We start from the raw sequence: 21,933 nt of genomic DNA on the forward strand, positions 1-21,933 counted from the left end.
GAATTAGTTACATGAGGGTACTTGCACGAACCAGAATCAGCCGTAGCACAGAAGAATCAACCAGTATCGAGAGGCAGCGAGAGCTCATCGAGAACTGGGCTCGAGACCACGACCACGAGATTGTAGCCTGGGCCGAGGACATCGACGTATCAGGTAGCATCTCCCCTTTCGATGCTCCGGGACTAGGACCGTATCTCAAAGAACCACTCAGCGAGGAGTGGGATATTCTCGTCGCCTGGAAGCTGGACAGGCTGGCTCGTAACTCGATTAACACCCACAAACTGTTTGCCTGGATTATCGAGAACGAAAAGACTCTGGTGAGTATCAGCGAGAACATCGACCTAGGAACCTGGGTCGGTCGAATGGTAGCTAGTGTCATCGCCGGTGTTGCCGAAGGAGAGCTCGAGGCTATCAGGGAGCGTACCAAGGCCTCTAAAAAGAAGATGCGCGAGCAAGGCCGCTGGTTCGGAGGCAGACCACCGTACGGGTACCAGCCTGTAAAACTAGGTGGTGAATGGAAACTAGAGAAGAATCCGGAAGAGCAAAAGGTTATCCAGAAGATTTTCAAGATGGCCCTGGATGGTGTTTCATCTTCGGCTATCGCAAACTGGCTTAACAACGAAAAAATCCCCACCGGGTCAGAATCACGGTGGGGAAAGAAGACTAAAGGGTGGAAAGGAGAAACGGTTAGTCACCTGCTCAGGAACAAAGCCTATCTAGGCTGGACCATGCACGATAACTCCCTTGTCCTGGACGCTGTAGGTAACCCCGTAGAGAGGTGCGAACCAAGCATTAGTGCCGAGGACTTTAACAGAATCCAAGAGCTCCTTCGCTCTCGGAGTAGCAAGCAGACAGGAGGGAAAACCTCTCCCCTGCTAGGAATCCTGAAGTGCTGGGATTGTGGACAGAACATGCATATCAAACGCCAGAAACTATCCACAGGAAAGGCCAACGAGTCGTACTACTGCCCTCAAGAACACCTACCTCACGCTGTCTCCGGTGCGCCGGTGAAGCAGCGAGTGTACGAGTTATTCGAGCAAGAGCTCGGGGACCACGAGATTATGGAACGCCGAATCATCGCGGGACGAGACACAGCAGAGGAGCTAGCGGAAGCTAACCAAGCCTACGAAGAACTCTCCAGCTACATCGGCACAGCCCCTAACGAGAACGCTAGGCGTGTACTGTACCAGCAGCTAAACCAGATTGGTGAGAAAATCAAGAACCTCGAGTCCATCCCCGAGAAGACTACTCGGGAATGGGTTTCCACAGGACGCAGGTACATCGACGAGTGGAACGAGCTGGACGAAGAAGGCAAACGCCTGTTCATGCTCAGGCACGAGGTTAGTGTCAGGGTACGACAGCTCACCAAGGGCTCCCGGACTACTCAAGGAATCCTTGAGACAGAGTTCTGCATACCCCAACAGCTTAGGGAGAGGTTGGAGAACGACTAGCCTACCGAGTTAGAAATAACACGGGTACTGGAGTTATGCGTATCATAATCGTTACCTTTGGGTTTATCCCAAGCGTTATAGGTTCCCCATCCCTCGCTGAAGGTGTGCACCTTACTAGGTTGGGTAATCCTAATCACCTTCCTGGGGATAGTAATGAACGCAGGAGCTCCTACCCAAGTACCCTCATCGCTTAGGTACTCGACTCCTTCATCACACATAACCGGGGCTGACACCCTGAACTCTCTCTTACCAAGTGCTCCTCTTAGCAAACTGGTATCTCCTGAGACAGACCTTCTATCCTCGATACTCCTAGAGCCTAGGGACACCTTCATCTCACGGCGAAGGCTTTCGGGAGTAACTGTGACGGAGATGTTCCTGATACCGATAACCGAGTTACCTCCGTAGTACTTGAAGACACGTGCACCCCAGGGGTCAATCTGGTTGTTCCATACATCAACCGCGCCGTTGGTCCAGTTGATACGGACTTCGAATGAGCCAAACCATTTTCCTTTGCAGACAATGTAGCAAGTCCTAGGCTTATCATCTGCCGTCACTAGAACGGTAATAAACGGACTATTTCCCGTATTGACCTTTGCTGGCAACACAGACTGATACGGGTTGGCCTTGACCGTCCAGATGTTAGCCGCTACCTCGTACCCGTAGGTCTTAGGAGCACGAATATCCAGGAACTCCATCGTATCCTGGTGGTCCCAGAGCTGAGTCTGAACAAGACGGTTGATTCTCTCCTGCTCAATCTGGAACTTCTCCGACTGCTCCAGCGCCTTGTTCTGGAGCTCGTCCACCTCTGCCTGAGAAGGGACATGACGATAGACCTTGAGGCTATCAAGGCGCTGAGTCCCCGTAGCTGTGCCGTTAGGGTGATTCCAATACAAGGTATACAGCCTCACCTTGCTCACATCATCTTTAAGGGTTATATACCCAGTATAGGTATACAGCCCTTTCTTGAGCCTTACGTCTCCAAGAAGATAACCTCCCCATGACGGGTATTCTTTCTTAGAAGAATCTCCCTCAATAAGAAACGGAGTCGAGCTTTTAATTGCGTGAGACAGATCTGCATCGTTTCTTAGCTCCAGAAAAATACTGGAGTCGTCCACGCTCGCATAGGCGGTAAATTCAACCTTGTACGTCCCTCCGGGAATCGCATCCACAGCAGCGCCTCGGATGTTGGTATTCTCCCTACCCGTTGCTTGCAGGCTGATAGAGTCTCCGAACTGCCGTGAGTGCGAGAACGTAGTGTACTCAGGAACCCAATCATATTTACCGAGCCAACTGAATCTGCCGCCATTAGGAACCATCGGAACCAAGGAACCGTTAAGCTCGGGCTTGTTTAGAAGCTCTAGGGCCTTGTTCTGAGCATCATCTGTCTTAGTCTGAAGCTCCTCAACCTTAGCCTGAGTCTTCTGGAACTGCTCCGTAGTCTTCTGGAACTGGTCCTTCTTAGCCTTCCAGTCCTCGGTCTCAACCCTCCACTTAGCTGACTCTTCGTTAATCTGCTTCTGATTAGCAAGAGACAAAGTATGGGTAGCCGTTGCCTTCTCCAGGGCTTCGATGGCCTTATTCTGGGCAGCATCCACACTGGCTTGCGTAGGAATCAGCGGGGAGATTCTAAGGTCGCAGATACTAGCATTGCCAGACGCACCGCCCCCGTGGACCCAATAAATGTTAGCTAGCTTAGCCTGAGATACGTTATCGTTCAGGCGGAATCGCTGGTGAATATAGTGCCAACCGGGCTCCATGTTCGGAGGGGACCACCAGATGTAGTTAACGCTAGAATACTTAGCCTGCGAATCATCGAAGGATGAAACACTCTTTACCGCGTGCCCGCCGTCCTGGCCTCGGAACTCGATAACCGTACGAACATTCTTGGTATCAATATGCAACCAGAACGATGCCTCGTACTCGAGCCGAGGGTCTACTGTAACCATACCTCCGTACGTGTTAGAGATTGCAGGATGAGTGTATATCTTAGCTCCTTCGACAGGGGACGTTAGCTTAGTATTCTCTGTAGCCCCCTCTGCCCAATAAGGAACCTTGGTAACCGGATTCACCGTAACCAACGAAGTACCGACATCGATCGGATTCATCAACGCATCCAGCGTCACCTTCGATTGCTCAGACAGCTCCCTCACCTTGGCAGAGCCGCTAATCGCAGAATCAACCCTGGACCCGAACTCGTTGTTGAGCCTGTCAAACTTATTCTGAAGGTCCTTAGCGGCCTTAGACTGCTCGATACGAGCATCCAATCCGTTAGACAGCTTCGTAAGCTCGCTACGAAGAGCAGCAGCCTCACTGGTAGCAGACTTAGCAGTATCGATACTCGACTGGACCTTAGCCTGAACCTCGGCCTTGTAATCCTTCAGAGCCTGGACAGCATCGCCAGCCTCCTTAATCGTCTTAGCCTGCTCCTGGTTAATACCAGCCTGCTTCTCGATGCTCCGGTCAACCTTGTCCGCGAGCTCTTTGTGACGAGCGCCGGTCTGAGTAATCAACGTGTTAATCGGCCCTAGTCGTTCGGTAACCGCTACGTTGATAACCTCGTACCTAGCGCCCTCGCCACGAATAGCACTAGCGATGTCGCCGACAACACCCTCTACGGCGTTAACAACATCCTGAACCGCCTTAGCAAAAGGACTACGAATCTCGGTCTTCAGAAGACGACGAACATCAGCCTCCGAGCGGAGGTCAGAGCCGTAGGTGCCTCCCTTAGAATAAACATCCTGATACTTATCCTGAGTAGCACCAGGCTTAGTAAACGGACTAGTCAAGGAGACCCTCCTCTCTGAACTGCCTAATCAACTCCTGCTTCTCCCCCAGGCTCATACCAGACTCGGTAACAATCGGGGTCTCAACATCAACCCACTCACCAGAGGTATTCATAGCGTGGTCCTGCCCCTCTAGCGGAGGCTGGAAATGAATCTCCTGAGCCGGAAGATGCCTCAACGGATTCTCATCAACAGGACACACAGCAACCTGGTCGATGTGGATAAAACCACACCGTGAAAGATGCTCCGAAAGCTCCTTAGCCACAGGCTCCGGAAGAATCACCGGAGAACCATTAAACCGCATCCCCCGAAGAGCCCACACGAATCTTTGTTGAGGGTCGTCGTAGTTCGTTTGTCCCTGAGTAGGCCATGCCATGACTTACCACACTCCTAGTTCCTTCAACGCCTCGGTATTCTTCTGGAACCTGTTAACCAGGAAACTGATACCAGAATCAAACTCGGGCTTACCAACACTGATTTTCCACCCGTTAGTATCAGCATTACGGGTGTATTCGAGCTCCTGGACCTGCTCAACCATGAGCCTGCCCTCGGGCATACCAAGAGCATGAACGCCAACACGGTCACCTAGGAAGAAATCCCCGTAACCAGCGGGTCCAACAAAATAAGGAGAACCATTCTCCATCTCTACCGTGACAGAAAACTTCTCCCTCGACTCCTCAAGAGCCTTTCGCATAGCAATCCAGCCAGCGACGGAATAAGCCTTATCCGCACCATCAACCCACGTCTCGAACGGGTAATCCCAACCCTGCTCCTTGATACGAGAATGGTGCTTATTCGCCTTGAACGCCAGGAACACATCCGAATACAACGGCTCTAACAAAGCATCAGCAGCGGCACCAATCTGAGACTGGCCAATAACACTACCGATAATGCCACCAACGGTGATGATGCTAGCCTTAATCGCCTCGTTAACGCCCATCATCGAAGAACCACCAGTCACAAACTGAGACGGCCCCGGAGGAGAATACTCGTAGGTTAATGCGTTAACACCCGTCATATCGCCGTGCATCAACACAACCCACGGTGCCGTAGGCACAGTACCGATGAACCCTTGCTTAAAGTACTCATCGGGTTGCTCGGTAGTCTCGACGTAATCCAGCTTCTCGGTCAACCCATCGCTCATGATACGACGAATACGACGGTCGAAACCTGTAAAGAAATTACCACCAAACGCAGTCTGCTTGTTGTATCCAGCGTTATCCACAACCTCCCAGACCAAGCAACCGTTACGAAGGTCCTTATCCGGAATCGGAGGCTCATCCTCACCCTTGATAAACCGTCGGCACTGAAGAGTGAGTTGGGCATCAGCCATAATGGACTCGACACAATCATGGAAATACTTGAACCTCGAAGACACAAACGTGTGCATCGAAGTATCATCAAAGAACTTCACCGGCTTCACAACCATGTTCCAGTTGCTCATATCCAGGTCGAACCACTGCCCTATATCCAAAGGGTCATCCGGAATCATCCACAACGAATTGTTCTTACGAAGCAGATTCACAAACAACGTAGAAGCCACAGCCCACCTAGCAGGACCGTACAACATCCACGCCTTCGGGAACTGAACCTCCGCAGGAAGAAACGGATTAGACCAAACCAGAAGCTCCTTAGCCTTCTGATAATCATGCACGGCGGTGAGCTCGAAATACCTCTCCCCCTGGAACGTTACATCGGTCTTAGAATTAACCACACGACCAGACCAACGAGCACCGTCTTTATCAACAGTGATGTACATCGACTTCGTAGGCCAATCATCCGGATTCATCATAAGCTCAGCAGCCTCAGAATCCAGAGGGAGCTGGATAGTAAGGTCACCCGAATCGTTACGAACAAACTTCATCGAGAGGTCGAAGAAGTCGTTAATCGTGATGTACCCAGACCAGTTACCATCCCAGAGGCGAACATAAGCATCCTCGCTCATTCGCTTCTTCTGAGCCTCCAGGGTCTTCATAGCGTCATCGTAGATACTCACTGTTATGCCCACCCCCAGGGACGATTAAACGGCTGTTTCAGAATCACACGAGGACCCTTGGACACGCTCGAAGACGGCTTAAACCTCAGGGTCAGATTCGTCTTACCCGGTGGGATATACCCCTGGAATCTCACCCCGTTCATACGGCCCCAGGCCATAGTTCCCTTCGTACTAATCACCTGGCGAGAACCAGGGTCAAAGTTCACCAAGAACCCTTCACCAGAAGCCTGAGACGGCATATTAATCGAAGGTGAAACAACCGAAGCAGAAACAGCATCCTTCCAGGACGGAATCTTCCACTGCGTACCGCCTGGTAGCTCGATAATCGGATACACACGGTTAGGAGTACGATTAGCCCGATTAGTGATAGCCTCCCAGCCAGACTTCTCGTTGTAAACGGTATCGAGCACAATATCAGGGGCGTACCAGAACGGGTCATCAGCAACCACGGTCATAGTCACATCCGTAGCCCCGCTAACGTGAGGGTCGAACTCGGTATCGACTTCTATCTCCTCGAGATGGGCCTTAAGCACCCGAGTACCGTACACCGGAGTAGTCACCCTAATCTCGGTATCCTCATCGTAAGCCCACAGCTTACGCCACTGATAATCGCGCTCGTTCCACTCATCCTTCTCAGAATTCAGGACGGTGACGCGAAAAATAAGCGTACGCTCCAGGATGCGGTGAGAGATATACTTAGCCCCAGGGCGATTACCCGGAGACTGCTTCACAAACGAAACCTCCGGGTCCATCAACCCCTCAACACCAGACGCGAGGTGAACACCCTCCGCGCCAGCATCAGGTCCAGCGATAGTCATCTTACCGCCGTTGTACCCGTATACCTCTACAACCGCTTCCATAGAACATACTCCTTAACCTAGTTTCAGCATCTGCTTTCGCTCACGCTGCTTCTCACGACGGATAGCCTCATCCACATCCTCGACGTGATAATGGACCTCCGTCTTCTGCTTGTGGTCGTTGTACCGCTTAACATCCATGTCGTTGTAGTTGTACTGCATAGCGACATCGATGCCTCGGGACACAACACCATCCCCCATGTTCAGGTCCCTCTTGAGCTGGCTCAGGTTATCGATAACAAAGTTAATCGGAACCTCGTTAAGCCCAGACTCACGAATAGCCTCCTCGACAGTCCACTCGAAGTGCTCCGAGTTAATGTTCGCCTCGACCTCTGCGTAAATCGGATGGTCGCCAAACTGCTCCCTACCGACCCGGATAGCATCCTTAGCAGCAGCACGGGTAGCATCAGCCAGCCCCATGTCGTGAGCAAGATTGCCCAGCTTCTCCTTGAACATCTCCTTCAGACCGCCAACCCAGTACGAGTTGAACGAAAGGTCAATATCCGTGTAGTCAGGGTCCTTCAGGGACTCCTCGAGGCGCTTACGGTTATCCGCAAGACGCTTCTGGTAATCCTCATCAGCCTTAGCCAGGGACTTCGACTTATCCTTGGACTTAGACTCAGCGATTTGACCAAGACGCTTCTGGTGAGCCTCCTCGGCCTTCTCGTTAGCCTCCCGGAACTTCGCGTACTGCTCAGCGTTATGCTTCAGAACAGGGTCGAGAACCTTCTTCTTCTGGAACGCCTTCATCGTAGGCTCAGGAGCCACAGCGATGTCGTTGAACTCAGCACGAGCAGCACCCGTGAGCTCGGAAGCAGCATCAGAGACATTCTTCACCTGACCGCGAAGACTGTTAGCGAACGTGATACCGATAGCGTCACCGGACTTGTCAATCCATCCCTTACCAGAGAACGGACCTTCCTTAGCCGGAGAGTTCGGGAACTTGTTACGAGCCGCAGCCGCAAGCTCGTTAGCCGCCGCAGAAACCTCACCAACCTTGCTGCGGATACCGTTAGCGAAAGTCTGGCCAACAGCAGCACCCGAAGACGTAAGGTCCATCTTCAGAGCTGCCTCAACACCGGACTTAATCTCACCAGCAGCAGCGATAGAGTCATTCTTCATCGCCTGCATAGCGCCAACGAAAGAGTCCTTCGCAGCGTTACCCTGAGTATCAGCGGAGCTAGCAATCTCAGAGAAGTAGCCGCCAATCTGCCCAGGGAGACCGCTTAGGGTGTCACCGCTAGCCTTGATACCGTCCATCGAGGTAGAAACCTTCGACGCGGCACCATCCAAAGCAGTTCCAATAGAAGAGCTAATCCCCTCCATCGAAGTACCGAGGTCAGTAACGATTTTACTCATAGCCTCGGCAGACTTATCACCAATCTCCTGAACCTTACCGGAAATAGTCTCAGAGACTGTTCCGAGGGCTGTGGAAATCTGGGTAGAAAACCCGGTCATGTCAATCTCGACACCACCAAGAGCGTCACCAAGCGACGTACCGATACCGTTAGCAGCTTCGGATACCGCAGTATCGACCTGCTGCAAAGCTGTGTCCAGCTCCTTAGAGGTCGTAGCGTTAAGGTCGGTACCCATGTTCTGGAACAGCTCGGTAAGCGACTGCTTAGCAGGCTCGATAGCCGCCTGCATCTCGCCCTCGATATTGGCCGCAGGATTAACCTCAGCCTTAGGGTCAACCGGAATGGTAACCTCGTGACCCTGAGCCTTAGCGCCCTCGGAAAGGGTGTTGACAATATCATCCAAGGCCGCTCGAGCCTCTTCAACATTACCTGTCTTGCTAAGAACCTCAAGCTGAGGCTGAATATCAATCTTCAGGTCAGTAGCCACAGAATTAGCGACGGCTGCAATCTCGGCCTTGAAGTTCTCGAGATGAGAAACCGGGCCTTCCATCGCGGCACGCATCTTAGCGAGACCATCTTCAACATTGATATTCGGCTCCCAGTGGAAGTCGGGGCGAATATCCTTGGCAGCAGCAGCCTTAGCCATCTCCTCGGAGACGCTATCGACAATCCTGTTGACCTCATCAGCGGTCTTAGCACCCTCGAGGGCCTTGATAGCAGGGTCAACATCGATGTCGATGTCAACCTTCTTCAGTCGATTAGCAGCCTGCTTAATGTCTTTCTTGACCCTGGAAATCTCATGGTCAAGCGGCTTATCCTCTTTAACCTCGTACTTGAGAAGGAAGCCAACACTGGCCTCTACATCCTCAACCTTCCAGTTCGGAGGGTTATAAAGCTTCTTACCAACGTCCTCGAAAGCCTTACCGAAACCATCGTTCTCTGCGGTCTTGAAGAAATCACCAAGCGCCTGTGACGCATCAGCCGCGACACTGGCCATGACACCGAGCACGTTACCGATACCCTCGAGGACGCCCAGCACCATGTTGCCGAGACCGACATCGGAGGAGAAAATATCCCCGATACCCTCACCAATACGGGAGAGCGAGTCAGCGATTCCTTGGTTAGCTAGTCCCCTGCCCAGAGACTCGAACGCATCACCAATCCAGCCAAGCAAGGACTCGACGCCTGGAGCGATACCCGACATAAACCCGCCGAGGCCCTCGAGCACGGGCTCAAGCCCCCTGCCGATTCCCGCGAGTCCATCAGAAAGACCGTTACCGAGACCGTTGAGCAGGTTGCGGACATCATCACCGATAAGGTCGAATGCCTTACCAATACCTGAAGCAATATCACCTAGGACTCCAGCAATCTGATTACCAAACGTCATAAACGCTGGCATCATCGCAGCCAGACCATCGCCTAGGCCATCGAACAACTTGGTAAAGCCCTTCTCAGCCTCCGGGAAAACCTCGAATGCCGAAGAAAGAATCTTACCGATGTTGTTACCGAAACTGCCCAGCAGACGGTACGTAGACTCTACACCGCGCTGGAGAGTACCATCTTCCGAAATCGTATCGATGTACTTCTTAAAGTTACGCCCGAAGTTATTCAACTGGCGTGTAAGAAGCGGGAACGAACGAGAACCAGCCTCACCGGCCTGAAGAAGCGCATCCGTAAAGTCGTTAGCGAACGGCTTCAGCTTGGACATCATCGTTCCAGTACGGTCCATGACCTTCTGGATATTGGTGAGCCCCTTGCTGCTCGAAACAGCATCCACCATTCCCTGAGTGAAATCAGAGAGCCCGTTAGCGACATTCACCGCGTTCGGGGTGATAGCAGAAAGCACCTTACCCAGCTGCTCAAACTGAGGAGTCAGACGCTCCCTAAAGGTGGCGTTAACCGCCTTCTTCATCTCGTAGAAACCAGGAGCAGCCGCCTCAGCAGCGTCCTTGATACCGTCGAAACCGATAGCGACAACACCAAGGGCAGCAGCACCAGCAAGAGCAAGAGACGGAAGCGCCATCAACGCACCCTGGATAAGACCAACCGCAGGAGCCGCGATAGCAGCAACCGCAGACACCAGCCATCCGGTACTAGTCATACCCAGGATGCGAGTAGCGTTCGGGTCACCGGAGTAGATGAACTTGCGCATCTTCTTGAAAAGACCGCCAGCCTTCTTCGTCTGCTTGCCAGCCTTATCAGCGCTGCTACGGACCTTTAGGAACGAAAGGTCCATCCTACGAAGGCCCTCGACACCCTCGCTGATACCGTGCCGCATCGAAGCAAGACCCGACTTGAAACCGTTGAACAAGCCAGAAGACTTACGGCTCTTAAACGAATCAGGAACATGCCGCAGGGGGTTCAGGAAGCGGCCCCACTGCTTAGCGTTATCAGCGCCGGATGAAAGCTTCTTATGAAGGTCGATGCCCCTAACCTTCTCAGCCAAACGCTGAAGTGGAGGGCCAGCCTTCTTAGCGTAATCAACCGTGCTCCGGAGACCACGATTCAGACGCTGAACATGCTCATTATCACGAGCCCAGATACGCGCCTTACCAAGGCGGGAAGCGTTCTCGTACTCTCGACGAAGACGGATAGCCTCGCGGACCTTATCCTCCATCGGGCCAAGCTCAGGGCCCTGGACAGGAGCCTTAGTCATCTTCCTAAGGTCCCGCATGGAATCCTCGAACTTATCCCAAGTATCCCAGCTGGTACGAAGCTTCTCAGCCTTCTCGTGGATTCGGTCCAGAATCTCAGGAAGCTTGTTATTGAACTCGGTATCCGTCAAACGACGAAGCTTGCGAGTCGTCTCCTCGAGATTGAACTGGTCCTTCCTAGAGGACTTCTTACCCTTCCAATCAGGGTTAGCCTTCTGATACTCCTTCTCGAACTCGCGGAGCATCTTAACCCGCTTATAAAGCTCCTTCTGGAACTCGTCGCGGTTAGCGCCTAGGTGATGCTGATTAACGCTATCAGCATCGTGCATCGCCCTCTTGTAATCCTCAGCACCCTTCCTGGCAGCATCCCAGGTTAGCTGTTGCTCAAGACGAGCCGCCCGAGTCCTCTTGCGCAGACGGTCAATATCCTCAGCAAGAGAACCGCCGAACCCATCCTTCTCGGCCCTCTGGTTATAGCCCTTCTCGAACTCGGTACCGAAGAAATGCCCGAGGTCCCGTGCACCATCGAGAATCTTCTTAGGCGAAGACTTTAGCCCGTTAGCAACGTTGGAAACGCTGCGGCGAATAGAAGAACCAGCCTTATCCGCAGCAGACGACATCTGCCGTCCGACAACATCTCCTACGCTTCGGAAAGGCGATGCCACTGCATCAGCAGCCTCTCGTGAACGAGAACGCAAAAGATTCATCCAGCGCCGGGTCTGGCGCTTCAGCGCAGGAATACCAGGGAGCTCAGAGAACTCTGGAGTACCGTGCTTCTTTCGGTACATCTTGTCCAGAGCCTGACCAATACGACGAATCTCCTCGATGTCGTCCTTACCAGGAAGATGCTCAGTAAAACTCTTAGCCTCCGCAGTGGACTTAGCAAGACTCTGGCGAACCCCCAGCATCTTCCACTGAAGCTGCTCAGCAGCACCGTTGGCTGAGTTGAAATCGAAAACATCAACCTCAGAGAACTTATCAAGATAATTCTCGAGACCTCGAAGGCTCTTGATAGCAGCGTTAGTGCTAGCCACCACCTTCATAGTGGTCTTCAACTTCGTAGGAGCTGAACGCTGAATGCCTGTCAGCTGGTCCTTGAGATGCTTCTTATCAACATCCACCCGAACCTTAGCCCTAGCGCCATCAGCGGCGCGCTCAATCCTCTGCTTAAGACCAGTGGTTTTCGGGTCAACCTTAACCTTGACATCCCGAAGACCAGCAAGGTCACGCTCGACCTCCTGGCGAAAGCCCTTGGTATTGGGTCTGACCTTGATATAGACAGTACCGACTGATACCGGACCGGCCATTTACTCCTCCTTTAACTGATTCAGGAACTGTTGTGCCTTAGCGACAAAACTGTTCGGTTTCTTCTCCTTAACAACACCGGGCACCTGAATCCTGTCAGGGGGAGTAAGTCTCTTCTTCGTGCGAACCTGGATATTGGTAAACGTATTCTCCCTCACCGCATCAATCAGTGAAGCCAGCAAATACGTGTCCACGCTCCAACCAGCAGCCTCTGGAAGGTCACGAGACCTAGCGTTCGTCACAGACTCCGCAGGAAGGCACTCGACAAGCAAAAGCACCTTCCTAGGAGAAATAGAAGGGGGAGATTCAAACAAACCAGCTAGGTCAATGTTGTAGTACCTGAGCAAGTCCGCGTAAACCGCCCCCTCGGTCTCCTCTAGGACTCGGAGGAGGGCTCTGCTTCCCCCGCCTGAGTACGCTCCATCCAGGAGGTGACAATCTCAACCACCAGAGCGGCGTTGTCCCCGAGAAGCTCGAGCAGCTCCTTGCCCTTACCGCCCTCTACACCGGCCTCGATAATCTCAGAGAAGACCTCGAACTGAGCATCGTAATCGCTAGAGCCAGAGTCCTCGAACTTATCAATCAGGTCCAGGACTTCCTTACGCTGCTTAGACGGCATCTGAAGCAGATTCGGAAGAGTGTAAACGTCAGAACCGTTCTCGATAACGGTCGGGGCGTACTTGCGGGAAACCTCTTCGCGGAGGTTGTCAAGAGTAAAGGTAGCCATTGGTAGGTCTCCTATCGTGTTGTAGAAAAAGAAAACTGAGGTAGGTCTAAAAACAGGGCCGGGGGCGACCTACCTTGAAACCCCCGACCCCGTGGCTGCTTTAGGCAGCAGCCGGAGCCGTCCACTCAAACAGGTGACGACCAGGGTGCTTCACAAACGTTGCGCGAAGCGGAAGAACCGAGAAGTCCTCGGTACTCAGAGAAATAGACTCGTCACGACGGACAGAAGCCTTAGCTGCGGTGAACGCAATCTTGAACGGGCCATCGACGATGACAATCATCACCGCTCGTTCGACACCCGACTGACCGGCGTCATCGATAGCGAAAACGCCCTTGGTCTTAGAGGCGTTCTTACCGTAGTAGAGCTCCATCGTCTTCTCGTCGAACTGGAGCGCCTTCACGGTGACGTAATCCACCGGAGCCTCGGAGACAATCTCCTTCAGGGTCTTCTTCTGCCAAGAACCCTTGGTCTCGGTATCGCCACCGTCGTAACCGAACTCGGGGAGGTCGTCCTGGCCGGTGTGACCAATAGGCTCCCAGCCAAGAGCGGTACCGCCATCAGCGGTAGCAACCTTCACAGCCGGAGAAGTACCACCAGTCAGAGACTCACCAGCAGCGGTGAGCTTAACGTCCTTACCGAAGTTCTCTCCGATAAAGGAAACGGTGTAGCCGTTCTTAGCATCACCAGAAACAGCGACACCACCGGAACCGATGCCAGAAAGCTTCTCCAGAGCCGCCTGGACAGCAGCAGCGGTAGCGTCGTGCTTCAGCGGAGTGGTAGTAGAAGAGCCAGCGGTAAGAGTAAAAGTACCGCCAGTCGGGTTACCGGAAATAGTAACCTTAGAAGACTTTGCGCCGAAAGTATCCGGGTCAAAGTCAGCAAGCTGCTCCGGGGTCGGGGCAGCAGTACCCACAGGGCCAACGTAGACGTAGCCTGTGGAAGCGGTAAAGACCGCGTTATCATTATAAGCCATTAGCTATCCTCTCTGGCCGGGCGAACCCCGACCTGGATTAGACCCTGGATTCTCCAGGTGTCTTGAAACAACGAAGAGAACTGGGTAGCGCCCATAGTCTCCTTGACATGCGACAGATGCCCAGTGTCAACTACTTCTTGCTTATCCTTCGCCTCGTAAAGGATGTCCAGGACCCGCGCATACAACGCCTCGGTATCCTCGATACTCTCATCGCCGTAGGCTGTAACCTCGATAATCGGGAGGTCCAACTTCTTAGGCAACCGATTATCCCTGTACCCGCCAACACGGCGGACGTTAACCACCGGATAAGTACGATGGTCAATGTCCGGAACCCAGCTGGTGACCATGACATCCTCAGGAAGATGCTTCCTAAGAATCGGTATCACCACCTCCTGAACCCGAGGGAAATACTCGAAATCAGACAAGACCAGCACCCCCTTGCAGGGCCTTAATCTCATGCTCAATCTGGAAAGCACCCTCATCAGGGTCAACCAGCTTCACGAAAGCGTCAACCCCTCTGGTACCACGCTCCATCTCGATACGAGAATCAGCGCGAGGGTCATCGATGTTATTAGCATGGTGAACGGCGTGAATCGCACTAGCCTTAGCATAGATTTTACTAGCCTCAGAAGCCGTCTTCAGGCCCACCTTGGGGAAACGGACCAGAATCTCGTACAGCTCATCGTCCTTACCTGTCTCAGGATAACGCCAGACCAATCTAGCCATTACGCCCTCCTTAACATGTAATCACGATGCGCGGTACGCGGAGAACCGATGTAGTCGGTAACATCCCCGAAAACAGACCACGTTTGTCCACGCCACACAATCTTTGACTGAGCACCAATCTCGATGTCCTGGTTAGCGCGCGGAATCCGCATACGCATAACCTTCTCAGTCTCAAAACCCTCGTTATCCTGCTCGGCACGCCTAGCAGACGTACCGGATTGGCCAACAGGAGCAAGCCAAACCCGCAGTTTAACCGGCTCCTTAGCCGCCCGCGTCTGGGGATTCCCATCGCGGGAGATGGTCACCTCCTCCGGGTACAGCAGAATGTCTGCGTTCCCTTTATCTAGAAGACTCATCCTTACACCTCGTTTCGGAGGCTCTCCGGGAGCTGAGGCACAACGTGAAAAATACTCACACCAGAACGAATGCCAAGGTCCTCCCACTCATCAGGAGTAATCGACAACTTACCGTCGGCGTGAGACTGAGCCAGCATATAGGTGTAGTTACCATCCGTCTCCTGAACATAACCCTCGGGATTACGAACCAGACGAATAACCGCATCAGCGCAGATACGGGCGATAACGCCAGCAAGCTCAGGGCGCTCAACAACCCTAGCGTCGATGTCCGGGATACGAAGACGAATCTTATCCTCAGCATCCCGAACACGAGCCTCGACTAATGGACGCTCCTCCTCGGTAAGCGGGCGAAAAAAGCGAACCTCGACATCCTCAAGAGAAGCGTAACGCACTAGTCCTCCTCGGTTTTCTTAGTACGAGAGCGAGTAGCCTTAGGCTTACCGCCCGGCTTCTCCCACTCCCCCGAGCGAAGCAGACGCTCAGCGTACTCGTCGCTAACCTCTACCTCGCCCTTGTTGTATTTGTTAACCAGCTTCATACGTCCCCCTTAGGCGGCGACGTTAGAATCAGAGCCACCCTTACCAGTGGTGACCTTAACGAAAGCCTCCGGGTCACGAACCAGAGCCGCGAACTCAGCCTCGGCACGGACAGCGACCAAGTTGTTCTGCCAGAGCGAAGTCATGCCAGAACCATCCTGGGCCTCAGACAGGTCCAGAGTTGCCTGGTCCGAGATGTCGTAGGAGATACCGCCGACCTGGCCCCAGAGAATCTTGGAGAAGTCACCGAAGTAGCCAGCCGGAGCATCCTTACCAGAGCCCTTAACACCCTCGGCAATCGTAATAGGACGAGCCAGAATACGACCCGTACGAGTCAGGGAGTTGGTGTCAGTGTAAGTCGGTTCAATAAACAGCGGACGACCGTTCTTATCCAGAGCGTCGTTGATAACCGGCTCGGTAACGTTATCGAGCAGACCGCCAGTGAACTTCTTACCATCGTTAACCAGAAGCTTCAGCGCATTGTTGGTAGCACCGTAAGCGTCCGGGGAGGTGAGGTCGACCGTCTTCTTGGTCTGGTCAACGTAAGCGCCGAACGGAGTAGAATCACCGTGAAGCACAGCGTTATCGAAAGCGACAGCGAAAGCCTCGCCAACCTTCTCGCGCATAACGTTGATATAGTTCAGCGGGTTAGCACGAACAACCTCAGAGGACATTGCGAAGATGACCGCAATCTTCTTAGGCTGAACAGTGAACTTATCGAAGCCACCCTTGGCCAGCGGCTTCTTACCAGCCTCATCTACCCAGTGTGCCTGGACATCGCCATCCCAGAAGGGAATCGAGACGCCGGTCGGGCCCATCTCAATCTTCTTCGCTAGCGGCTGGACCAGAGAGCGCTTGGTCATCTCCTCGAAAATCGGAGCCGCCTGCTTCGGCTCCAGGAACCCAGAAAAATCCTGGGTAGTAGCAAGATTCTTAGGCGAAATAGCCATTCAAACTCCTTGTTCTAGTTCTTAATCTTTCGCATCACAGCCTCGAGCAACGGGTCACCATTCAACGGAAGGTGATTGTTACCCTGTCCCTGAGAAGGGTCAGTAGCCTTTGACGCACGGGGAGCTTCGTTTGTCACGAACAACTCCTTCAGGGATTCCGCATGAGAACGCAGCTCATCGGGGTTCTCGCCCTTGAGCAAATCAGCGAACGACAAAACCTTGTCGGTTGCGATACCAGCCTCGAGAGCGGCCTTGATACGGTCCACCTCGTGACGAGAAGCAGTAACTTCGTCATTCGCCTTCTGACCAGCAGCCTCAAGCTCCTCAATCTTCGAAGCGAAAGAATCCTCTACTTCCTTCTTCGCAGCCTCAACAGCCTCGTTCTTCTCAGTGCGGTACTTAGCCGCCTGATTATTCGCCTTCGTAATCTGGTCACGAGCCCACTGTGGGAGCTCCTCCTTTTCAGGAGCCTGATTCTCGTTTACACCAGTATTCTCTTCGGACATGTTTACCTCCTGGGTAGGTTTTCGCCCTCGCCTGGAGGGCAATCAAAATTACTTAGAAACCTGCTTCAGATACTTTTGGAACTTTCCATCCGAAGCGGCCTTAGTCATCGCGGCGATAGCTTCCTTTCCCCGATGACCGTCTGTCTCCTCTTTCCACATCTCAAGAGCAGCCAGATAACGTTCACGGCCCTGCCAATTCTCAAGGTCAAAGACCGGAACAACCTTGCAATCGCAGCCGTCGTGCCAGGCGTTCAGCCCGCCACCGCGAGCCTCGCTGGCGTAAATCGGACCACGAGAACAAAGCATCAGGCACCAGCCACACGTCTCAGCACCTGTAGCAACACGAGCCCAGCGCCGTATGCCCTGGTCCTTGTACCACTGATTCCTACGAGCCAGTGCCTCTTCTTCAGTCAAAGACTCAACAATCAAACCCTCATCAGACTCGACGAATAACTCGTCATCATCCAGGTAAGGGTCAGGGGCCTCGATAGCCTTAATAACCGTCCACCTGCCAGTATTCTCGATGCTTCTAGCAACCCTGAGAGCAGCACGGTGAACATCCTCGGGCGTAGTCTCCTTCCGCTTAAACAGCTTGTACACCTCAGACATATCCTCGGAAAACTGCTCAAACGAAAGCTCAGCCCTGTAAACGTCGTTGCGAGGGATACCCGGAAACACACGAGCACGCTCCTCGTCATAAAACTGACGAGCAAGCTCAGCAACAGCGATACTCGCCTTCTCCACTACCTCGTACAACAACGTCATCAACGCATTCCAAAGCTGAGGGGAAACCTCCTCAGCCTCGTAAGCGGAAAGCAGCATAGTAGTCTGCGCCATAACAGGAGCGACAGTGCTAGCCGTCTGCCTCTCCAGCTCCTGCATCTTCATCTACCTCTTCATCCCCCTCCCCTGTATCGGGAATAGGACGATTACCGTAGAGCGAAGCCATCTGAGCAGTAGGTGACTCCTTATCCCACTCCTCCATCTGCTTGCGCTGCTCCGGGGTGTAGCCCATATCAATACGAGCCTGCTCCTTCGGAATCACGCCGTTACCAGAGGCGTACAACTTCTGAGAAGCATCTGCCTTAGCCTGGAAAGTAGGAGTAGCCGGGTCGCGCCAAACCGTTTCCATTCGGAAATGGTCGAGCGTCAACTTAGTGCCTTGCACCAACAGCGCGATACGCATTGCCTGTTCCCAGGCATCTCCAAACACGGCACCAAGAGCCTCGCAGGTGCGCACCAGGCGCGCCTCCGAAGAACGAATAGCCTCAGCACTAGCCGGGTTATCGTTCGAGAAACTCAGGTACTGCGGAGGCAAACCAGTGTAAGCAGCAGCCATCTTCATCATATGGCTAATACCCTCGGTAAAGTTCCGGAGCTCAGCCGCAGGAAGCTGAATCGCCTTACCCTGCGGGTCCTCGATAGCGATATACGAAGCAGTATAAAGCTCGAGAGCGGACATATTGTCCTTGTTAAGCTCATCCACGCTGGAACCGAAAATGATTCGCTGCGGAGTAGCCATAAGCTCCGAAGTCGTCTGCATATTCATCATCGCTCGAGACATAGCGTCTGTGATGCTGCGAATCTCTGGGGTGATAATCGACTCACCAACCAGGTCGCCGGAACCAGACGTATTCACCATCGGCACGACCGGGACAACCCCGAGGGCGTGATTGATAGTGTTCTCTAACGAAAGGCCCTGCTCGGTCTTTGCATAAATCTCAGTACGGTCTGGTGTGTACAACGTCGCCGCAACCGTCTCATCGCCCGAGTCCTTAACCACACGAACAGCCCACACAACCTTACGGGTACGAGGGTCAATCTCAGCGTACAGCGACTTCGGGGACTCAACCTGGATAATCGGAACATCCGGAACCAGCAACGGGTCCTCGGTATCCGAATCCTCATCACCGTTAGCGGCAATCGTGATGTAACAACGACCGTAAATCAGAGCATCCCTAAACGCCTGATACGACTGGACATCCAGCCGGTTCGCCCGGAACCAAGCCCAGAGGTCCTCATCCGTCTCACCAGCACCGCCTAGACGGAAACCCTCGATAATCAAACGCTCAGCGATAGCGTTAACGTAAATCCTTGGCACACCAACCTGTGCCAACAGCTTACGAAGCGGAGGAGGTGTAGCAATACCAATAGCAAGGTCACGGGCCTCGCCGTTGTAGTATGCCTCAGAATCCGCGAACCCTTGCTGGTGGTCCTCGAACTCCGCGATAGCGTCATCGATTGTAATCTCAACCTTGTCAGACTCAGCCACTACGCAATCACGCCTCCTCTCCTGTTACCTCGATATTTATTCGACAGCATGTAAGCCTGCCTAGCGCCGAACGCCAGGACAGCGCACACAGCACCATCGATTTTTCTTGACGAGTCCTTCGACTCCTTGCGGATAGAAACCGCATCGTAATTCGTCGGGTGACGATGAGCGTTAAGAATGTACCAACGCAAAACCGGGTCACCAGAGTGCGTCATCTCGCCCTCGAGGACAGCATCCAAGAACCGCTCACAATCCAGAGCAAACGGCTTGCGCTGACCTCGCATATCAAACGCCACCGGATTACCAGGCGACGCTTTAATCTTCAGCTTGCGCTTAAAGTCCCTGCCCCACTCATCAACATAGGACTCGAACTCGTGAACATCCGCCCGGAACGCCACCACCTTGTACCGCTCAAACGCAGAACGAACAGCAGCATCAACATCCTCTCGCGGAACCACACCACCAGGACACTTCTCAGGGTCCCAGGTCTTCAGCAAGAACACCGCGCCATCCTCGACACGGCAAGCGGCAAGCGCTGTATGGTCACTAGACTTAGAACCATCAAAGCCCAGAGCGATAACATCACCCGGCTCCAGCTTCACGCCTGACTTGTTCCTATCCCACTCAGAAGGAGAAATCCACGAATCCTCAGCAGCGTTAACCTGATTCAAGAACTTGCGCCTAGACTCCGAAACCGGATTACGAACATCCAGAATCGAAGAAACAATCAAGTCCAGGTCCAGCCACTTAGCATCACCACGAGCGATGTCCAGGCCCTGCTTCAGCTTCTCGATACCAGCCTCGAACCCCTCGGGGTCATCGGACATCGAAGGAATCTCACCAACCGGCGTATCCGGAGGTGCCTCGAGCGAATCGTACAAGACATTGGTATCAACAACCTGACCAGCAGCAACCTTGAGATACATATCCCAGTCAGACTCACCAACCGAGCCCTGACCAGGGATGTGAGCGTTACAAATACTCAGGGAACGACACGTACCGTAAGCGGACTTCGTAACATTGCCTTCGATGACACGAGCCATCTCGATGCCATCGTTGGCCTCCATCCACCACTGAGTCTCGTTCATCAAAACGAATGTAGGACGCTTACCTTCGAGTGACAACGGAGAACTAGTCACACCCTCGATAATCTTACCGCGACCGTCGTAAACCAAGGTCTTGTGAATATCGATGCCGTACTCCTGCTTCATCTTGTCAGAAACAAGAGCCGGAAAAAGCGTAAACGTGTTACGGGTCTGGTCCTGAGAGACAGCCGCAATCTGAACCCACGGGTCGTACTTTGGCTTACCAACCGGATTGCCAGCCTCATCGAAGTGGCTGAACTCGACCGGGCCACAAAGCTCAGCAAGCGCCATAGCTCCAGCAAGCGGGTCTTTACCCCAGCCCTTTAGCCTACGAAGAGTACCGGAACGATACAACCAGCGTCCGTTCTCATCGACCGCGTACCACCAAACCAGGAACCGAGCCTGCTCCAGCGTCGGCATAAACGGCTCACCGGCGTTAGGACCGCCAGGAGTAAGGACATACTCGTAAAGCCAATTAATAACCCCCCAACCAAGCGAATGCTCGGGGAGAATAAACTGCCCGTTATCGTCTCGAGCCCAGGTAGGGCCAATAACCCACGGGTCAGTGCTCTGAATCGTCGTCATCGTCGCCGCTCCCAGGCTCCTTTCTTATCTCAAAATCCAACCAATGAACAAAATCAGGCTTAGGTAACTCGTGCCCGTGCCGAGCAGACCAAGCGTCAAGACGCTGAATCCACTGCGTAGCCTGAACCATCCAGCGGTGATACCGCATCTTCTCCCGAGTCAACCGAAGAACCTCTGCCTGAAGCTCCTGCAACTCAGTAGCCTCTTTCTGAGCAACAGCCTCCCTGTGCCGCCTCAACAACTTCCACGGCCAAGACAAACCGCTTAGAGACTCGGAAAGATTATCCTCGGAAAGAATTTTCCGAGAACCGAAAACAAGAATCGCAATACCAATAAGGAACTGAGAAGGCGAAGACTGAGTGAGCCAATCAAAAAGCTTCTCGTCCGTCACACCTTCTCCCTCCCGAGAATCGCATCTCTACGGCGCACTACTCCTTCTCTCCACCAGAGAGCAACAGCGATTAGCAACCACAAAAGAGCGTGCCCGATATGGTCCGTGACCAAACGGGTATCCTCGGGAGGCCAAGGGACAGGAAGCATACGATAAGCAAACGCCTGAACAGCGAACATAGCGTTAATAGCGAAACAAACAAGCGCCGAGTTCTGAAGGAAACTAGCCTTCTTCAGCACCAAAGAACCGACCACCAATGCCGCCGCGACTAGAGAAGCCCAACCCCAGTACAACGGCATCTCCGCACCCTCGGAAACCTTGACAGGAGCAGCAACCGAATCCCCGGTAACATAATCCAAGCCTCGAACCGCGAGCATCGTAGCCAGAACCCAAGCGAACGCCATTAACGTCTTATTCATGGA

At 53.2% G+C, this 21,933-nt stretch carries 21 protein-coding genes; 1 reads left to right on the forward strand and 20 read right to left on the reverse strand.

Annotated elements, in window-relative coordinates:
• Positions 1–11 precede the first annotated feature (11 nt).
• Positions 12–1,451, forward strand: a complete 1,440-nt coding sequence (locus R3O64_RS09530) for a recombinase family protein (RefSeq protein ID WP_339016773.1) — start codon at positions 12–14, stop codon at positions 1,449–1,451.
• Here R3O64_RS09530 and R3O64_RS09535 read toward each other — a convergent pair.
• The 20 genes from R3O64_RS09535 to R3O64_RS09630 form a co-directional block, all read right to left on the reverse strand.
• A complete protein-coding gene (locus R3O64_RS09535; protein WP_339016774.1) occupies positions 1,448–4,237 on the reverse strand; it encodes a hypothetical protein in 2,790 nt (929 codons plus the stop codon). The genes R3O64_RS09530 and R3O64_RS09535 overlap by 4 nt on opposite strands.
• Positions 4,230–4,610, reverse strand: coding sequence for a phage gene 29 protein family protein (locus R3O64_RS09540; protein ID WP_143334381.1), 381 nt, complete (start codon positions 4,608–4,610; stop codon positions 4,230–4,232). The genes R3O64_RS09535 and R3O64_RS09540 overlap by 8 nt, the downstream gene beginning before the upstream one ends.
• Before the next feature lie 3 nt (positions 4,611–4,613).
• Complete coding sequence (locus R3O64_RS09545; RefSeq protein ID WP_339016775.1) at positions 4,614–6,209, reverse strand: phage tail protein; 1,596 nt, start codon at positions 6,207–6,209, stop codon at positions 4,614–4,616.
• A gap of 23 nt (positions 6,210–6,232) precedes the next feature.
• Positions 6,233–7,090 carry a hypothetical protein gene (locus tag R3O64_RS09550; RefSeq protein ID WP_339016776.1) on the reverse strand — a complete coding sequence of 286 codons (858 nt, stop codon included), beginning with the start codon at positions 7,088–7,090 and terminating at the stop codon, positions 6,233–6,235.
• A 12-nt stretch (positions 7,091–7,102) separates the two neighbouring features.
• Entirely contained in the window at positions 7,103–12,406 is a 5,304-nt protein-coding gene (locus R3O64_RS09555) for a hypothetical protein (protein ID WP_339016777.1), read from the reverse strand.
• Positions 12,407–12,682: a hypothetical protein gene (locus R3O64_RS09560; protein ID WP_339016778.1), complete on the reverse strand. Its 276-nt coding sequence runs from the start codon at positions 12,680–12,682 to the stop codon at positions 12,407–12,409. It abuts the gene before it with no gap.
• Between the two features lie 98 nt (positions 12,683–12,780).
• Complete coding sequence (locus R3O64_RS09565) at positions 12,781–13,131, reverse strand: phage tail assembly protein (protein WP_339016779.1); 351 nt, start codon at positions 13,129–13,131, stop codon at positions 12,781–12,783.
• 100 nt (positions 13,132–13,231) lie between these two features.
• Positions 13,232–14,104: a phage tail protein gene (locus tag R3O64_RS09570; RefSeq protein ID WP_339016780.1), complete on the reverse strand. Its 873-nt coding sequence runs from the start codon at positions 14,102–14,104 to the stop codon at positions 13,232–13,234.
• The gene (locus tag R3O64_RS09575; RefSeq protein WP_339016781.1) at positions 14,104–14,529 is read right to left on the reverse strand and encodes a hypothetical protein; all 426 of its coding nucleotides are present in this window, start codon (positions 14,527–14,529) and stop codon (positions 14,104–14,106) included. Before R3O64_RS09575 ends, R3O64_RS09570 begins: the two co-directional genes overlap by 1 nt.
• Positions 14,522–14,830: a hypothetical protein gene (locus tag R3O64_RS09580; protein ID WP_339016782.1), complete on the reverse strand. Its 309-nt coding sequence runs from the start codon at positions 14,828–14,830 to the stop codon at positions 14,522–14,524. Before R3O64_RS09580 ends, R3O64_RS09575 begins: the two co-directional genes overlap by 8 nt.
• The gene (locus R3O64_RS09585; RefSeq protein WP_143334372.1) at positions 14,830–15,186 is read right to left on the reverse strand and encodes a hypothetical protein; all 357 of its coding nucleotides are present in this window, start codon (positions 15,184–15,186) and stop codon (positions 14,830–14,832) included. The genes R3O64_RS09580 and R3O64_RS09585 overlap by 1 nt, the downstream gene beginning before the upstream one ends.
• Positions 15,187–15,188: 2 nt before the next feature.
• Positions 15,189–15,578 (reverse strand): Gp19/Gp15/Gp42 family protein, encoded by a 390-nt coding sequence (locus R3O64_RS09590; RefSeq protein ID WP_143334371.1) that lies wholly within the window; start codon positions 15,576–15,578, stop codon positions 15,189–15,191.
• A complete protein-coding gene (locus tag R3O64_RS09595; protein WP_185964688.1) occupies positions 15,578–15,724 on the reverse strand; it encodes a DUF7302 family protein in 147 nt (48 codons plus the stop codon). The genes R3O64_RS09590 and R3O64_RS09595 overlap by 1 nt, the downstream gene beginning before the upstream one ends.
• Positions 15,725–15,733: 9 nt before the next feature.
• A complete protein-coding gene (locus tag R3O64_RS09600) occupies positions 15,734–16,672 on the reverse strand; it encodes a phage major capsid protein (protein WP_143334370.1) in 939 nt (312 codons plus the stop codon).
• A 14-nt stretch (positions 16,673–16,686) separates the two neighbouring features.
• Positions 16,687–17,178, reverse strand: a complete 492-nt coding sequence (locus R3O64_RS09605) for a hypothetical protein (protein ID WP_143334369.1) — start codon at positions 17,176–17,178, stop codon at positions 16,687–16,689.
• A gap of 48 nt (positions 17,179–17,226) precedes the next feature.
• Positions 17,227–18,060 (reverse strand): hypothetical protein, encoded by an 834-nt coding sequence (locus R3O64_RS09610; protein WP_339016783.1) that lies wholly within the window; start codon positions 18,058–18,060, stop codon positions 17,227–17,229.
• A complete protein-coding gene (locus R3O64_RS09615; protein WP_339016784.1) occupies positions 18,032–19,450 on the reverse strand; it encodes a phage portal protein in 1,419 nt (472 codons plus the stop codon). The genes R3O64_RS09610 and R3O64_RS09615 overlap by 29 nt, the downstream gene beginning before the upstream one ends.
• Positions 19,450–21,120 (reverse strand): hypothetical protein, encoded by a 1,671-nt coding sequence (locus tag R3O64_RS09620; RefSeq protein ID WP_339016785.1) that lies wholly within the window; start codon positions 21,118–21,120, stop codon positions 19,450–19,452. Before R3O64_RS09620 ends, R3O64_RS09615 begins: the two co-directional genes overlap by 1 nt.
• Positions 21,098–21,511: a hypothetical protein gene (locus R3O64_RS09625; RefSeq protein ID WP_339016786.1), complete on the reverse strand. Its 414-nt coding sequence runs from the start codon at positions 21,509–21,511 to the stop codon at positions 21,098–21,100. Before R3O64_RS09625 ends, R3O64_RS09620 begins: the two co-directional genes overlap by 23 nt.
• A complete protein-coding gene (locus R3O64_RS09630) occupies positions 21,508–21,930 on the reverse strand; it encodes a hypothetical protein (protein WP_339016787.1) in 423 nt (140 codons plus the stop codon). Before R3O64_RS09630 ends, R3O64_RS09625 begins: the two co-directional genes overlap by 4 nt.
• Between the last annotated feature and the right edge of the window lie 3 nt (positions 21,931–21,933).

Source organism: Corynebacterium hesseae, from assembly GCF_037850265.1.
GTDB lineage: Bacteria > Actinomycetota > Actinomycetes > Mycobacteriales > Mycobacteriaceae > Corynebacterium > Corynebacterium hesseae.

Coding starts and splice junctions, on each gene's coding strand:
- R3O64_RS09530 (WP_339016773.1), top strand. CDS start 12: ATGAGGGTACTTGCACGAACCAGAATCAGCCGTAGCACAGAAGAATCA.
- R3O64_RS09540 (WP_143334381.1), bottom strand. CDS start 4,610: ATGGCATGGCCTACTCAGGGACAAACGAACTACGACGACCCTCAACAA.
- R3O64_RS09545 (WP_339016775.1), bottom strand. CDS start 6,209: ATGAAGACCCTGGAGGCTCAGAAGAAGCGAATGAGCGAGGATGCTTAT.
- R3O64_RS09550 (WP_339016776.1), bottom strand. CDS start 7,090: ATGGAAGCGGTTGTAGAGGTATACGGGTACAACGGCGGTAAGATGACT.
- R3O64_RS09555 (WP_339016777.1), bottom strand. CDS start 12,406: ATGGCCGGTCCGGTATCAGTCGGTACTGTCTATATCAAGGTCAGACCC.
- R3O64_RS09565 (WP_339016779.1), bottom strand. CDS start 13,131: ATGGCTACCTTTACTCTTGACAACCTCCGCGAAGAGGTTTCCCGCAAG.
- R3O64_RS09570 (WP_339016780.1), bottom strand. CDS start 14,104: ATGGCTTATAATGATAACGCGGTCTTTACCGCTTCCACAGGCTACGTC.
- R3O64_RS09580 (WP_339016782.1), bottom strand. CDS start 14,830: ATGGCTAGATTGGTCTGGCGTTATCCTGAGACAGGTAAGGACGATGAG.
- R3O64_RS09585 (WP_143334372.1), bottom strand. CDS start 15,186: ATGAGTCTTCTAGATAAAGGGAACGCAGACATTCTGCTGTACCCGGAG.
- R3O64_RS09595 (WP_185964688.1), bottom strand. CDS start 15,724: ATGAAGCTGGTTAACAAATACAACAAGGGCGAGGTAGAGGTTAGCGAC.
- R3O64_RS09600 (WP_143334370.1), bottom strand. CDS start 16,672: ATGGCTATTTCGCCTAAGAATCTTGCTACTACCCAGGATTTTTCTGGG.
- R3O64_RS09605 (WP_143334369.1), bottom strand. CDS start 17,178: ATGTCCGAAGAGAATACTGGTGTAAACGAGAATCAGGCTCCTGAAAAG.
- R3O64_RS09610 (WP_339016783.1), bottom strand. CDS start 18,060: ATGCAGGAGCTGGAGAGGCAGACGGCTAGCACTGTCGCTCCTGTTATG.
- R3O64_RS09620 (WP_339016785.1), bottom strand. CDS start 21,120: ATGACGACGATTCAGAGCACTGACCCGTGGGTTATTGGCCCTACCTGG.
- R3O64_RS09630 (WP_339016787.1), bottom strand. CDS start 21,930: ATGAATAAGACGTTAATGGCGTTCGCTTGGGTTCTGGCTACGATGCTC.